Annotated in this window: 12 protein-coding genes; 2 read left to right on the top strand and 10 right to left on the bottom strand. The window is 72.9% G+C overall.

The window, feature by feature from the left end; genetic code table 11:
* Positions 1-1,305 carry an MFS transporter gene (locus ACLQ26_RS08750; RefSeq protein WP_425743951.1) on the bottom strand — a complete coding sequence of 435 codons (1,305 nt, stop codon included), beginning with the start codon at positions 1,303-1,305 and terminating at the stop codon, positions 1-3.
* Between the two features lie 71 nt (positions 1,306-1,376).
* Here ACLQ26_RS08750 and ACLQ26_RS08745 point away from each other — a divergent pair, with 71 nt between their 5' ends.
* Positions 1,377-2,366 carry a GlxA family transcriptional regulator gene (locus tag ACLQ26_RS08745; RefSeq protein WP_425743950.1) on the top strand — a complete coding sequence of 330 codons (990 nt, stop codon included), beginning with the start codon at positions 1,377-1,379 and terminating at the stop codon, positions 2,364-2,366.
* A 377-nt stretch (positions 2,367-2,743) separates the two neighbouring features.
* On the opposite strand, the gene ACLQ26_RS08740 is transcribed toward ACLQ26_RS08745, so the two are convergent.
* The 8 genes from ACLQ26_RS08740 to ACLQ26_RS08705 form a co-directional block, all read right to left on the bottom strand.
* Positions 2,744-3,208 carry a hypothetical protein gene (locus ACLQ26_RS08740; protein ID WP_425743949.1) on the bottom strand — a complete coding sequence of 155 codons (465 nt, stop codon included), beginning with the start codon at positions 3,206-3,208 and terminating at the stop codon, positions 2,744-2,746.
* 28 nt (positions 3,209-3,236) lie between these two features.
* Positions 3,237-5,192 carry a vWA domain-containing protein gene (locus ACLQ26_RS08735; protein WP_425744392.1) on the bottom strand — a complete coding sequence of 652 codons (1,956 nt, stop codon included), beginning with the start codon at positions 5,190-5,192 and terminating at the stop codon, positions 3,237-3,239.
* Positions 5,192-6,652 (bottom strand): magnesium chelatase, encoded by a 1,461-nt coding sequence (locus ACLQ26_RS08730; protein WP_425743948.1) that lies wholly within the window; start codon positions 6,650-6,652, stop codon positions 5,192-5,194. The genes ACLQ26_RS08735 and ACLQ26_RS08730 overlap by 1 nt, the downstream gene beginning before the upstream one ends.
* Before the next feature lie 57 nt (positions 6,653-6,709).
* Positions 6,710-7,786 carry a hypothetical protein gene (locus tag ACLQ26_RS08725; protein WP_425743947.1) on the bottom strand — a complete coding sequence of 359 codons (1,077 nt, stop codon included), beginning with the start codon at positions 7,784-7,786 and terminating at the stop codon, positions 6,710-6,712.
* Between the two features lie 76 nt (positions 7,787-7,862).
* The gene (locus ACLQ26_RS08720) at positions 7,863-8,513 is read right to left on the bottom strand and encodes a response regulator (protein ID WP_425743946.1); all 651 of its coding nucleotides are present in this window, start codon (positions 8,511-8,513) and stop codon (positions 7,863-7,865) included.
* On the bottom strand, positions 8,510-9,754 hold the full coding sequence (locus tag ACLQ26_RS08715) for a sensor histidine kinase (RefSeq protein ID WP_425743945.1): 1,245 nt from the start codon (positions 9,752-9,754) through the stop codon (positions 8,510-8,512). The genes ACLQ26_RS08720 and ACLQ26_RS08715 overlap by 4 nt, the downstream gene beginning before the upstream one ends.
* Positions 9,755-9,809: 55 nt before the next feature.
* Positions 9,810-10,316: a hemerythrin domain-containing protein gene (locus tag ACLQ26_RS08710; RefSeq protein WP_354817962.1), complete on the bottom strand. Its 507-nt coding sequence runs from the start codon at positions 10,314-10,316 to the stop codon at positions 9,810-9,812.
* Positions 10,313-11,293 carry an aldo/keto reductase gene (locus tag ACLQ26_RS08705; protein WP_425743944.1) on the bottom strand — a complete coding sequence of 327 codons (981 nt, stop codon included), beginning with the start codon at positions 11,291-11,293 and terminating at the stop codon, positions 10,313-10,315. The genes ACLQ26_RS08710 and ACLQ26_RS08705 overlap by 4 nt, the downstream gene beginning before the upstream one ends.
* 70 nt (positions 11,294-11,363) lie before the next feature.
* Between ACLQ26_RS08705 and mgrA the strand changes: the two genes are divergently transcribed.
* Positions 11,364-12,359 carry an L-glyceraldehyde 3-phosphate reductase gene (mgrA, locus tag ACLQ26_RS08700; RefSeq protein WP_425743943.1) on the top strand — a complete coding sequence of 332 codons (996 nt, stop codon included), beginning with the start codon at positions 11,364-11,366 and terminating at the stop codon, positions 12,357-12,359.
* A 19-nt stretch (positions 12,360-12,378) separates the two neighbouring features.
* On the opposite strand, the gene ACLQ26_RS08695 is transcribed toward mgrA, so the two are convergent.
* Positions 12,379-13,287: a lytic polysaccharide monooxygenase auxiliary activity family 9 protein gene (locus ACLQ26_RS08695; RefSeq protein WP_425743942.1), complete on the bottom strand. Its 909-nt coding sequence runs from the start codon at positions 13,285-13,287 to the stop codon at positions 12,379-12,381.
* Positions 13,288-13,308 lie beyond the last annotated feature (21 nt).

Below are 13,308 nucleotides of genomic sequence, written 5' to 3'. Positions count from 1 at the left end.
TCAGCCTCGGAAGCTCCACGCCCGGGGCGCTGTCGCGGCGACCAGGACGGCCTCCGGCACCGGCCGGCCCGGCCGTCGGCGCAGCAGCAACGACAGCCCGGCCGCGCCGATCGACAACGCGCCGGCCACGTACCAGGCCAGCGCGTAGTCGCCGAGCCGATCGCGGACCAGGCCCGCGCCCGTCGCCGCGAGCGCCGCCCCGAACTGGTGGGCGGCGAACACCCAGCCGAACACGACAGCCCCGGCGCCGCCGAAGTACTCCCGGCACAGCGCCACCGTCGGCGGCACGGTGGCCACCCAGTCCAGGCCGTAGAAGACGATGAACACCAGCATGCTCGGCTCGGCCGTGCCCGCGAACAGGCTCGGCAGCACGAGCAGCGACAGCCCGCGCAGGGCGTAGTAGGCGCCGAGCAGCAGTCGGCTGTCCACCCGGTCGGTGAGCCAGCCGGAGGCGATCGTGCCGACGATGTCGAAGAGGCCCACCAGGGCGAGCAGCCCGGCCGCCGTGGTCTCGGCCATGCCGTGGTCGTGCGCGGCCGGCACGAAGTGCGTACCGACGAGACCGTTTGTGGTGGCGCCGCAGATCGCGAACCCGCCGGCCAGCAGCCAGAACGGCCGGGTCCGGGCCGCGGCTGCCAACGCGCCCAGCGCGCGGGTCGCCGCGCCCCCGGTCGGCGGCGGCGGCGCGACGACCTCGGTCGCGCCGTAGGCGGGCAGGTCGAGATCCGCCGGGTGCTCGCGCAGCAGCCACACCACAAGGGGTACGACCGCCAGGGCGGCTCCGGCCACGACGAGCGCCGCCGTGCGCCACCCGTGGTCGCGCACCAGCACGGCGATCAGTGGCAGGAAGATCAGCTGGCCGGCCGCCCCGCCCGCGGTCAGCACCCCGGTGACGAGGCCCCGCCGACGGACGAACCAGCGCCCGGTGACTGTCGCCACGAACGCCAGCGCCATCGAGCCGGTGCCCAGGCCGACAAGGACGCCCCAGCACAGCAGCAACTGCCAGCTCTCGGTCATGAAGACCGTCAGGCCACTGCCGGCGGCCACCAGCAGCAGCGCCACCGACACCACCCGGCGGATGCCGAAGCGGTCCATCAGCGCGGCGGCGAACGGCGCGGTGAGCCCGTAGAGGAGCAGGTTGACCGAGACGGCCGCGGAGATGGTGGCCAGCGGCCAGCCGAACTCCGCGTGCAGCGGGTGCAGCAGCACCGACGGGGTGGCGCGGAAGCCGGCCGCGCCGACAAGCGCCACGAAGGCGACGGCGGCGACGAGCCAGGCGGGATGCAGGCGACGGTTCGTGGTCACGTCGACAAGTCTGGGCGGGGTCCTCGACGGCGACGAGTGGCCGGAAAGCCATCATGCGCAATAATCGGGCCATGAGCACTGGCCCGCACCGGATCGCCGTCCTCGCCCTCGACCAGGTCGTCGGCCTGGACCTGGGCACCCCGTCCCAGGTCTTCGGCACCGCCCGGGGCGCCGACGACGCGTACCGCTACGACGTACGGGTGTGCACCCCTGGCGGTCGGCCGGTCCGCAGCACGGCCGGTTTCCAGGTGCTCCCCGACCACGGCCTGGAGTTGCTCGACACCGCCGACACCGTGATCGTCCCCGGCATCCACGACGGCGCCGTACTGACCTCGGGCGACATCGAGCCGGAGGTGGCCGGGGCGCTGCGGTCGGCGTACGAGCGGGGTGCCCGGATCATGTCCATCTGCACCGGGGCGTTCGTCCTGGCCGCCGCCGGCCTGCTCGACGGACGCCGGGCCACCACCCACTGGGCGTACGCCGAGCGGTTCCGTCGCCTGCACGACCGGGTGGACCTCGACCCGGACGTGCTCTTCATCGTCGACGACCGGGTGTTCACCTCGGCCGGCGTGGCCGCGGGCATCGACCTCTGCCTGCACGTCATCCGCCTCGACCACGGCAGCGAGATCGCCAACCGGGCGGCCCGCCGCTGCGTGATGCCGCCGTGGCGCGACGGTGGTCAGGCCCAGTACATCGAGCAGCCGGTGCCGAAGGCCACCGACGCCAGCACCGCCGGCACCAGGGAGTGGGCCCGACAGCGACTGCACGAGCCGATCGCCCTGCGCGACCTCGCCGAGCAGGCCCGGATGAGCGTCCGCACCTTCACCCGACGCTTCCGCTCGGAGACGGGACTGAGCCCGGCGCAGTGGCTGCTGCGACAGCGCACCGACCACGCGCGACTGCTGCTGGAGACGACCGACCTCACAGTCGACCAGATCGCCCACCGCTGCGGGTTCGGCACGACCGCCGCCCTACGCCAGCAACTGCACCAGCGCATCGGCGTGGCCCCGTCCACCTACCGCCGCACCTTCCACCCCCGCCCCGAGCTGCTCGAAACCTGACCCGCCGCCTGCCGTCATCCATCCATCCCTCCCGCACCACCGCAGGCCCAGCCGCTCGCAGCGCGCCGGTGGCAGGCCCAGCCGCTGGTAGGACGCCGGGCGCCGAGGCTGCCCGTCGCTCAGAGGCCCGGCAGCCACAGAGCGCCGCTCACAGGTCCAGCCGCTCATGGGCCGGCGTCCGATGCTGCCGTTCAGCGGCGGCGGGACGGGACGGGACGGGACGGGCGATAGTCCTGCCGGGGGCATCACTGCGCTGGGCGATATACCTGTGAGTCATAAATATGACCCACAGGTATATCGCTCAGCAGACCGACATCCTGGGGACCCGGCACACCGGGCAATGGGTCGGACCGAGGCGGCTCAGCGGACCAGAGGGCTCAGGTGCGGAGCATGTGCAGTTGGGCCTGGTGTTTGGGGAGGTGGACCCGTTCGTGCAGGTCCAGGGTGCGGGACCAGGGCAACGGCTCGTCGACGATGAGGTCGAAGCCCTCCCGCAGATGGGTCGCGACCGGGGCTTCCGCCGCCAGGCCGAGCTGGTCGACAAGCCCGCACAACCGGTCGCTGGTGCCGTGCAGCAGAGCGGTCAGGCCGCGCAGGCCACCCTGCTCGGCGGCGAGCGCGTCGAGCTGCGGGCGGTGGATGTCCTCCTCCAACTCGTAGTAGGCGAACGGCGACCCGGCCAGCAGCGCCTCGCTGGCCTGGATCATCAGCTCGTCGTTGGCGACCAGATGCGCGATGATCTGCTCGGCACTCAGCTGTCCCTCCGGCGGCGGCCCGAACCCTCCGGCGTCGACCTCAGCGAACAGAGCACCGTAGGCCCCTCGCAACCCCGCGTCCTGCACCCCTCCAGTCAACCCTGCCCGCAGCCGTTCAGCGGCGGGATTGGCGGGAGCGGAGGTAGTCGCTGACCACGTACTCGCCCAGGTCGTCGGTGTCCGGGGTGAACATGCGGCCGCGGCTGCGTCGCGCCACCGCGTCGACGAAGCGGCGCAGACCCGGGTCGTCGCCGAGCATGAACAGGTTGAGCGTGGCGCCGTAGCGGCTGAGCTTGTCCACCTCGCGGACGGTCGCCTCGATCGTCTCCGGCAGCGGCGGCCAGTGGAACAGCGCCTCGCCGTCGTCCGGGTCCAGGTGGGCGGTCGGCTCCCCGTCCGTGACCACCAGGACCACCGGCTCGGCGTCCGGATGCCGACGCAGGTGCCGGGCGGCCAGCCGCAGCGCGTGCTGAAGGTTCGTGCCCTGCTCCATGTCCGGCTCCACAGCCGCCAGCTCCTGCTGGGTGAGGGTCATCGCCTCCCGACCGAAGCCCACGATCTGCAACGCGTCCTGCGGGAACCGGGTCTCCATCAGGTGCGCCAACGCCAACGCCGTCTGCTTCATCGGCCCCCAACGACCCTGCGAGATCATCGAGTACGACAGGTCGACGCAGAGCACCACCGCCGCGGAGGCCCGCTTCTCGGTCTCGACCACCTCGAAGTCGTCCACCGCGAGTTGCAACGGAACTGTCGGACCGGCCCGGCGGACCGCCCGGGTAAGCGTCCGGACCACGTCCAGCGGCTGTTCGTCGCCGTACTCCCAGGGGCGGGAGGCGCCACTGACCTCACCTGCGGCGCCCGCCGAACGCAGGTCGTGCTGCCCGCGCGGCCCGGCCGTCAGGTCGGAGAAGACCCGTCGCAGCGCCGTCCCGCCGAGCCGGCGCAGCGCCTTCGGGCTCAGCGTGAGCCCGTCCGCGTCCCGGCTCACCCAGCCCTGCCGGCGCAGCTCCCGTTCCAGCTCGCGCAACCGGCGGACGTCGTCGGCGGCGTCCCGGCCCAGCGTCCGGGCCACCGCGTCGACGTCCACGTCGTCGAGCGTGGCCCCCGGGTGCTCCTGGTCGAGCTGGTCCAGCAGGTCGTCCAGTTCGCCGATCTCACCCAGCGCACCGGCCGCGTCGCCGTAATCCAGTGGCTGGTCGCCCCGGACCCGTTCGCCGCGCCCCCAGCGCAGATCCGGTCGCAGCGCCCGCAGGTTCGCGTCGAGCGCGGACAGTTCCCCGGCGAGACGGTCACCGAGTGACTGCTGCATCAGACCGGCCAGCTCGGCACGCTGCCGCTCGGAGAGCGAGTTCATCAGCCGCTCACCGGCCGCCGACCGGCGGGCCAGCACGTCGATCAGCTCGTCGACCGTCTCCGGCCGCTCCGGAAAGAAGTCACCGTGCCGGCGCATGAACTCGGCGAACACGTCGGTGGTGTCCTCCGCGCGGCCGTGCCGGGCCAGCAGGTCGTTCAGGTCCCGCATCATCTCGGCGAGCCGTTGCTGCGCCGCCGGGTCGGCGGACGCGCGCACCGCGTCGCGCAGCCCGGCGAACCGCTGACCGAGGACGTCGTCGCGGAGCTGGTCGAGGATCTGCTGGTACGAGCGGCGGGCGTCGTCGCTGGCCCACTCGTAGCCGGACAACTCCTCCACCGCCCGCGCGGTGGAGCGGGGCAGATTGTCCAGCACCGCCTCGGCGAACCGCGCGCCGTCGTCGTCGCGGCCCCGCAGCTCGTCACGTTCCGCGGCGAGGGCCTGGTCGAGCAGCGCCTGGGCTCGGGTCACCGCGCCGTCCAGGTCACCTCGGCGCAGCGCCTCCCGGCGCAGCCGTCGCGCCCGGGCGGCCAGGTCGTCCAGGCCACCGCGCCCCTGCGGGCCACGGCGCAGCAGGTCGCGCAGCGCCTCCCGCAGGCTGCCGCCGGCCAGCACCTCGGCGCCGACCGCGTCCACAGCCTCGCGTACGTCGTACGGGGGTGCGAGCGGGTCGGGCCCGCCGTTCCACTGCCCGTACCGGAACCGGTTGCCGGCCACGATCAGCCCCGGCCGCCGTAGACGGTACGACCGGTGTCGGTCACGTCCTTGCCGAGCCGGCGGGTCAGGTGCAGCCCCTCCAACACGAACTCGACGGCGGCCGCGGCCTCCTCCGGCGTGGGCGCGTCGCCCAGACCGAGCCGATCGAGGACCTTGGCCAGGCCGGGCACCGTGCCCACCTGGCGCAGCAGCTCGGCGGACCCGACCAGCTCGCCGGTCTCGATCGCGGTGCCGTCCTGGACCAGGTTGGTGAACCCGGACAGGTCCAGGCCGGCCAGGTGGGCGCGGAACGTCTCGGCGGTGGCCGTCCGCAGCAGGTGGGCGAGAACCTCGATCTCTCGCCCCTCCTCGCCGCTCTCGAACTCCACCTTGCCGCGCAGCGTGCTGGTCACCGACACGGCGTCGCCGACCCGGGCCACCGCGGCCTCGGGCCGACCGTCCGGGCTTTCGGTGGCGGCGAGCAGGCCTGCGCGGCGCAGCGCGGCACCGGCGACCGTCTCGGCGGCGGCGATCGCGAACCGGGCGGAGACGCCGGAGCGCGGGTCCACCGACGGAGACTCCCGCACCGCGCGGGCGAAGCGGGCCAGCACCTCCAGCACGTGCTCCGGCACGGCGGCGACCAGGTCGGCCTCCTGGCGGATCAACGCCAGCTCCAACTCCAGGTCAACCGGGTAGTGGGTACGGATCTCCGCGCCGAACCGGTCCTTGAGTGGGGTGATGATCCGACCCCGGTTGGTGTAGTCCTCCGGGTTGGCGCTGGCCACCAGGAGCAGGTCAAGTGGCAGGCGGAGCTGGTAGCCGCGGACCTGGATGTCCCGCTCCTCCAGCACGTTGAGCAGCGCCACCTGGATCCGCTCGGCCAGGTCGGGCAGCTCGTTGACGGCGAAGATGCCCCGGTTGGTGCGCGGAACCAACCCGAAGTGGATGGTCTCCGGGTCACCGAGGGTGCGGCCCTGCGCGATCCGGATCGGGTCGACGTCACCGATCAGATCGCCGACGCTGGTGTCGGGGGTCGCGAGCTTCTCGCCGTAGCGCATCGAGCGGTGCAGCCAGCCGATCGGCAGCTCGTCGCCGGCCTCGGCCACCTGGGCGACCGAGGCGGGGGTGAGTGGGTGCATCGGGTGCTCGTTGAGCACCGAACCGGCGATGACTGGCGTCCACTCGTCGAGCAGCCCGCCCAGCGCGCGGATCAGTCGGGTCTTGCCCTGGCCGCGCTCGCCGAGCAGCACCATGTCGTGCCCGGCGAGCAGTGCCCGCTCGACCTCGGGCAGGACGCTGTCGTCGTAGCCGACGATGCCGGGGAAACGGGTCTCGCCGGAGCGCATCCGGGCGAGGAGGTTGTCGCGGAGTTCCTGCTTGACGGTGCGGTACTGGTGACCGGCCGCCCGCAGCGCGCCGAGCGTGCCGGGCAGGTCGGCCGGTGGAACCGGGATTACCGGGTTAGGCGCAGTCACCCGACCCACGCTAGCTCACCTTCGCCGGGGTGCCCCGGTCATCGGGGGGCACCCCCACTGCCACCCTCAGCCCCGCCCGCAGCGCCGGCAGGTTCCCCGGCGGCGCAGGTGGTACGCGTAGGTGGCCGCGCCGAGCGCCACGCCCCACACCGGCCAGAGCATCATCGGGGTTCCGGTGGGGCTGAACCCGCCGGTGAGCCGGTAGAACTCGGGGTTGCTGAGCAGCCCCAGGCTGGCCGCGGTCACCGCGATGGCGACCAGGGCGGCCGGCACCACTGCCAGCTTCACCGGCACCCGGCGACCGGCGAGGCCGACCATCCAGCCCGGGAACCGCTCGCCCCAGCGCTGCACCAGGCCCAGGGTGAGGATCGCGCCCACGGTGGCGAACGCGCCCAGTCCGAAACCGGCCCAGACCAGCCCGGTTTCCTGCATCTCGGTGAGGAACTCCCGGGAGATGCCGAGCGGGATGCCGGCCGCCCAGGCGAACCGGGTCGACGCGTACGCCAGGGGAATGGTCGCGGCGATGCCGGCGGCCCAGCGACCCCAGCGCGTGGCGGCGGCCGGGGTGGTCCAACCCCGGTCGGTGCCGTCGCGGCCGCAACCCACGCACACCTCGGCGGTGCGGCGCTGCCAGACGAGCACCGCCCCGGCCAGCAGCAGCCCGCCGGCAAGCGCGGCGAACCGGCCGAACAGCGCCCAGTTGAGAACCTCGGAGTAGTCGATCGGCGGCCAGCCGAACGGCGCTCCGACGATCAGGATCGGCAGGTAGCCGAGGACGACAAGCACCCGGGCGTCCGGGACGACCACGGCGAGTCCGAACGCCACCGCCCAGCCGTAGCCGGCGAGCAGCGCCCGCAGCGGACCGGGCGGGCGGACCGCCGGGCGGCTCATCGCCAGCGCGGCCACGGCGGCGGTGAGCAGGACGCCGGCGAAGAGCGGGGTGGCCAGGTCCACCGGCACCAGGCGCAGCAGATTGACGTCGCCGCCATGGGTGTCGTTCGCGCCGAACGGATAGCCGGCGCCGGTGAGCGTGCTCACCAGGGCGAGGACGCCCCACAGGCCGAGCCAACCGGCGGCCAGCGGGGCGAACCGGTCGGGCCACCGGGAGTTGGTTCGGGGTGGGGAGGAAGTGATCGTCGTCATGCTCTCAGCCTCGACCGACAGCCCGGCGAATCCCTCCCGGCCGGCGGTGAACCCGCTCCCCCGGGCGAGGGACCGTTCAGCCCGACGGGGTGACGAAGCCGGACTCGTACGCGGCGATCACCGCCTGCGTGCGGTCGCGGACGCCCAGCTTGGCCAGCACGTTGCCGACGTGCGTCTTGACCGTCTCCACACCTACCACCAGGTGCGCTGCGATCTCCGGGTTGGACCGGCCGGTGGTCATCAGCCGCAGCACCTCGGCCTCCCGCTCAGTGAGCCGGGCGGCGCGCAGCCGGTCGCCACCCGCCGGCCCGTACGCCCCGACGAGTTGACGGATCGCGGCCGGGAAGAGCAGCGACTCGCCCGCCGCGACGACCCGGACCGCCTCGATCACCTCCGCCGGCCGGGCCCGTTTGAGCAGGAAGCCGGAGGCGCCGGCGCGCAGCGCCTCGTAGACGTACTCGTCGTTGGCGAACGTGGTGACCACCAGCACCCGGGGTGGGTCGGCGGAGGTGGCCATCAGGTGCCGGGTGGCCTGGATGCCGTCGATGCCGGGCATCCGCACGTCCATCAGCACCACGTCCGGGCGGTGCCGGGCGACAAGCGGCGGCACCTCGGCGCCGTCGGCGGCCTCGGCGAGCACCCGCAGGTCGGGTTGGGCGTCGATGATGGCCCGCAGCCCGACCCGGATCAACTCGTCGTCGTCGACGATCAGCACGCCGGTGGTCATCGCAGGTCCTCGTAGGGCAGACGGGCGCGGATCAACCAGCGGTCGCCGTCCGGGCCCACACTGAGTCGACCGCCGAGCAACAGTACCCGTTCCCGCATGCCGTCCAGGCCCCGACCGGACCGCCCCGTGTCGGCCCGGTCGGGGCGGCTCATCGTGTTGACCAGCTCCAGTTCCAGCGCGTCCGACCGCAGGTCCAGGCGCAGTGTCACAGGGCCGTGGCCGTAGCGGGCGGCGTTCGTCAGTCCCTCCTGGACGATCCGGTAGCCCTCCCGCGAGACGATCGCGGGCAGTCGCGCCGGGTCTCCGACGCGCTGCGCGTGCACCGTCAGCCCGGCCGCGCGGGTGTCGGCTACCAGCCGGTCCAGGTCGGCGAGGGTACGCTGCGGCGCCGCCGAGGGCCGGTCGCCGCCGGTCTCGCGGAGCAGCCCGAGTACGTGGTCCAGCTCGTCCATCGCGGTCCGTCCAGCCTCCTCGATGGCGCCCAGCGCCCGCCGGACGAACTCCGGATCGGTGTCGAGCACCTGGCGGGCCGCGCCGGCCTGAAGGGTGGCCACGGTCAGCGCGTGACCTACCGAGTCGTGCAGTTCCCGGGCCAGGCGGTTGCGTTCGGCAAGTCGGGTGGCCCGCGCCTCCAGCGCGGCGATCCGCTCGGCCTGGGCGGGGCCGAGCAGCACCGGCGCCATCGAGGCGGCGAGCGCGCCGAGCCCCGCGACGGCGTAGCCGAGGCCGACCAGCAGAGCCACCCCGGTCAGCGTCAGCCAACCGCTGTCCCGCCCGTCCAGCGGCCCGAACCGCTCCCCGCTCGTCAGTTCGTCGCCCACGCCGAACTGCTGGGCGATGAACGCCAGCGCCATCGGCAGGGCACTGAACAGCGCGAACATCACCAGTGCGCCGACGATGAGGTGCGTGGCGATCCAGAGCGCGCCGCGCAGCCTGCTCTCCCGGTCGCCCCGGTGCCCCGGCGCGGGGTCGGGCAGGTCGACGCCGAGCAGCGTCCGGACGGCGGCGATCTCCAGAGCCCGGCTGCCGTCCAGCAGCAACGGCACCACCGCGATCAACGTCGCGATCACCAGCAGGGCGTACACGAGTGGGCGGGGGATCTCCGAGTCGGTGAGCATCTGCGCGAAGGTCACCGCGAGGACCCCGTACGGCAGCGCCAGCACGCCGCCGAGCAGCAGGAACACGCCGCGTCGCCAGGTGCTGCCGGCGACCAGCGGGGCCAGTGCCGCACGCAGGGTCATGCGGACATTCTGCTGCCGTCACCCGGCGGCGCGACTCCCCCGCACCGGGGAGATCTCAGCGGTGGTCGGCGACGTACCCCTGCGGATCCTTGTCGCGGAACGGCAGGTCGCGACCGTTCTTGTGCTCGCCGTAGAAGGTCAGCCAGCGCTGGCCCAGCTCGGCGCGCAGCTCGAAGCTGGCGTGCCTGCGGAAGTCGGGCAGCGCCTCGTCCTCCTCCTCGGCCAGGTGCTCGCTGTTCTCCCGGCGGGCCGTGCCGACGGCCTCCCACCAGGGTTTCGAGCCGACCGGGTGCAGCTTGGACTCGGCGATGGCGTCCCTGATCTTGTTGTGGTCGCCTATCGCGTCGGCGGTCTCGTCCTCGCCGTCGTCACCGTGCTTGACCAGGTGCGGGTAGAGGATCGCCTCCTCCGCCTCGGCGTGGATGTCCAGGTGCAGGGCGAGCGCGTCCCAGATGGCCAGCAGCTCCTGCTCGTCGCGGGCGTCGTCGAGGCGGGCGAAGCCGCGCCGGAAGGCGGCGTGGTCGTCCAGGATCAGTGCGGTGATGTCGTCCACTGTGCTCATTTCTCCGTCGGGGCAGTGATCCGGGCGCGCAACATCCGGGGCAGCGCGGCGAGCCCGGTGACCGGGCGGAACCGCTTGGCGGCTTCGGCGAGCGCCGCGTACTCGTCGTCGGCGAGCGCGAGGTCGGCCGCCGCGGCGTTGCGTTCCATCTGCTCCACGCTTGACGCGCCGGGAATGGCCACCACGTTCGGGTGGTGCAGCAGGTACGCCAGTGCGATCTGGCTGGGGGTAGCGTCGTGCGCCTCGGCGACCTGGCGCAGCGTGTCGATGAGGACGGCGCCGCGCTCCAGGTTTTCCGGCAGGAAGTACGGGTTGGCGCGGCGAACCGCGCCGGTGGGCGGGTTTTTCGCGTCGTACCTGCCGGACAGGAAGCCCTGCGCCAACGGGCTGTACGCGATGACGACCCGGCCGCTCTGCCGCGCGTACGGCAGCAGGTCCTGCTCGGGCGCGCGGTCCAGCATGCTGTAGCGGACCTGGTTGCTGAGCACCCGCCGGCCGAGTGCGGCTTCGGCGACCTGCCAGCGGCGCAGCCCGTAGTTGCTCACCCCCACCTCGCCGACCAGCCCGACGTCCTGCAGGGCGCGCATGCCGCGCATGGTGGTGTGGTCGGCGATGAGCGGGTTGGGCTGGTGCACCTGGTAGAGGTCGATGCTTGTGACGCCGAGGCGGGCCGCCGAGGCGACCGCCCGCTGCTGCACCACAGCGGCCACCGGCAGTACGGGGAAGATCTTGCTGGCGACCACGACCTTCGGTCGGTCGTCGCCGAGCGCCGCGCCGAGGATCCGCTCGCTGCGCCCGAACCCGTAGACCTCGGCGGTGTCGAAGACCGTCACGCCCAGCTCGACGGCCCGCCGGACGATCTGCGCGGCCCGAGACTCGAAGTCGCGGCCGTAGCCCCACTCGCGGGAGCCGAACTGCCAGGTGCCGAGGCCGATCCTGGAGAGCGGTTTGGGGGTGTCGAGGGCGATGAACCGCATGGCCTCGAAACTACCCCGTTGTCCCGGTTTCCACGCCCGATCCCGGGCACGACGGGCCGCGGCTAGGCTCATGATCGTGACTTACCTCGCTCCGGATGACCGCTACGACACCATGACCTACCGGCGCAGCGGACGCAGTGGCCTGCGACTGCCCGTCGTCTCCCTCGGGCTCTGGCACAACTTCGGCCCGGACCGCCCGTTCGACAGGCAGCGCGACATCGTCCGGCGCGCCTTCGACCTGGGCGTCACCCACTTCGACCTGGCGAACAACTACGGTCCCCCGCCGGGCGCGGCGGAGGAGAACTTCGGCCGGCTGCTCGCCACGGACCTCAGGCCGTACCGCGACGAACTGGTCATCTCCAGCAAGGCCGGCTACCTGATGTGGCCCGGCCCGTACGGCGAGTGGGGCTCGCGCAAGAACCTGATCTCGTCGCTGGACCAGTCGCTGGGCCGGATGGGCCTGGACTACGTCGACATCTTCTACTCGCACCGCTTCGACCCGGACACCCCGCTCGAGGAGACGATGGGGGCGCTGGACGCGATCGTCCGCTCCGGCAAGGCGCTCTACGTGGGCATCTCGAACTACAACTCGGAGCAGACCACGCGTGCCGCCGCGATCCTGCGCGAGCTGGGCACGCCGCTGCTGATCAACCAGCCGTCGTACTCGATGTTGAACCGCTGGACCGAGTCCGACGGCCTGCTCGACACGCTGGAGCAGGTAGGTGCCGGCTGCATCGCGTACAGCCCGCTGGCCCAGGGCCTGCTGACCGACCGCTACCTGGGCGGCATCCCGGCGGACTCCCGGGTACGCACAAGCGTCTTCCTCAACGAGAGCGACCTCAGCGACGAGAAGATGGCCACCATCCGGGGGCTCGGCGCGGTCGCCAAGCGGCGCGACCAGTCGCTCGCGCAGCTCGCGCTGGCCTGGGCGCTGCGCGACACGCGGATGACAAGCCTCATCATCGGAGCGAGCAGCGTCGAGCAGTTGGAGACCAACATCGCCGCCGTGGGCAACCTCGACTTCACCGCCGAGGAGCTGGCCGAGATCGACGCGCTCCTGGCCTGAGCCGCGCGGGCGGGCCGGGTCACCAGATCCGGCGCCGCCCGACGCGGTGGTTACGTACCTCGCACTGCCGTCCCACCGGCGCTGCCGCGCCGCGTCGTCGCCGGCCCACGCCGACAAGCACCAGAACCAGCACAACGACGGCCCCGGCCAGCACCGGCCACCGCGCGCCGAGGTCGGTCACCGACGCCACCGGCACACCCGGGTCGGCCGCCGCCTTCACCGCCGCCGGGTCGGTGGCGGCGGGCTTGCCCTCGGCGGTACGCGCAGCGGCCGGCGCCGCCTTCGTCGCGCTCTTCGTGGCGCTTTTCGCCGTGCGGAACACCACGTCCGAGCAGGAGTAGTAGGTGTCCGGGGTGTTCGAGTTCTGCCAGATCGTGTAGATCAGGTGTCGGCCGCTGCGGTCCGCCGGCAGCCGACCCGCCAACTGGTACGCCCCACCGCGCACCGGCGGGTCGGTCCTGGTCAGAAATGGACGCGACTCCAGATCTGCCCAGGTGAGCCGCTTACGGGGGTCGTAGTCGGGCCTGGTGACGTAGAGCCGGAAGGTGCCCCGGTGCTCGATTGTGGTCCGGTACCGGAACGTGAACGGCGCGCCCGTGGTCACCTCGGTGCTCGGCCAGTCGGTGCGGGGCAGATCCAGCCCCCGGTACGCGGACAACCCTCCGCTGCACAGCTCGCCGTCCGGGATGCGTTCCCGGTCCCGCCCGTTGATCGCGGCGACCCGTACGTTGTCCCACTCCCGGACAGCCGCGCCCGCTTCGACTGCGGCCCGGCAGGCGGCGGTGCCCGCGTGCCGGCCCTCGGGTCCGCAGGCCGCCGCCCGGCTCACCGGATTGGTCGGGGCGCCGTGCGCCCAGGCGGGTGCCGCGCCCAGCGGTGCGACCGCCACGGCGACCAGCACCACGACGAGCATCCGACGCACGCTCATGGCTTGACCTCCCGTGCACTG

Source organism: Micromonospora sp. DT43, assembly GCF_049841645.1.
Taxonomy (GTDB): domain Bacteria; phylum Actinomycetota; class Actinomycetes; order Mycobacteriales; family Micromonosporaceae; genus Micromonospora.
This window is presented reverse-complemented; position numbering and strand designations above follow the sequence as displayed.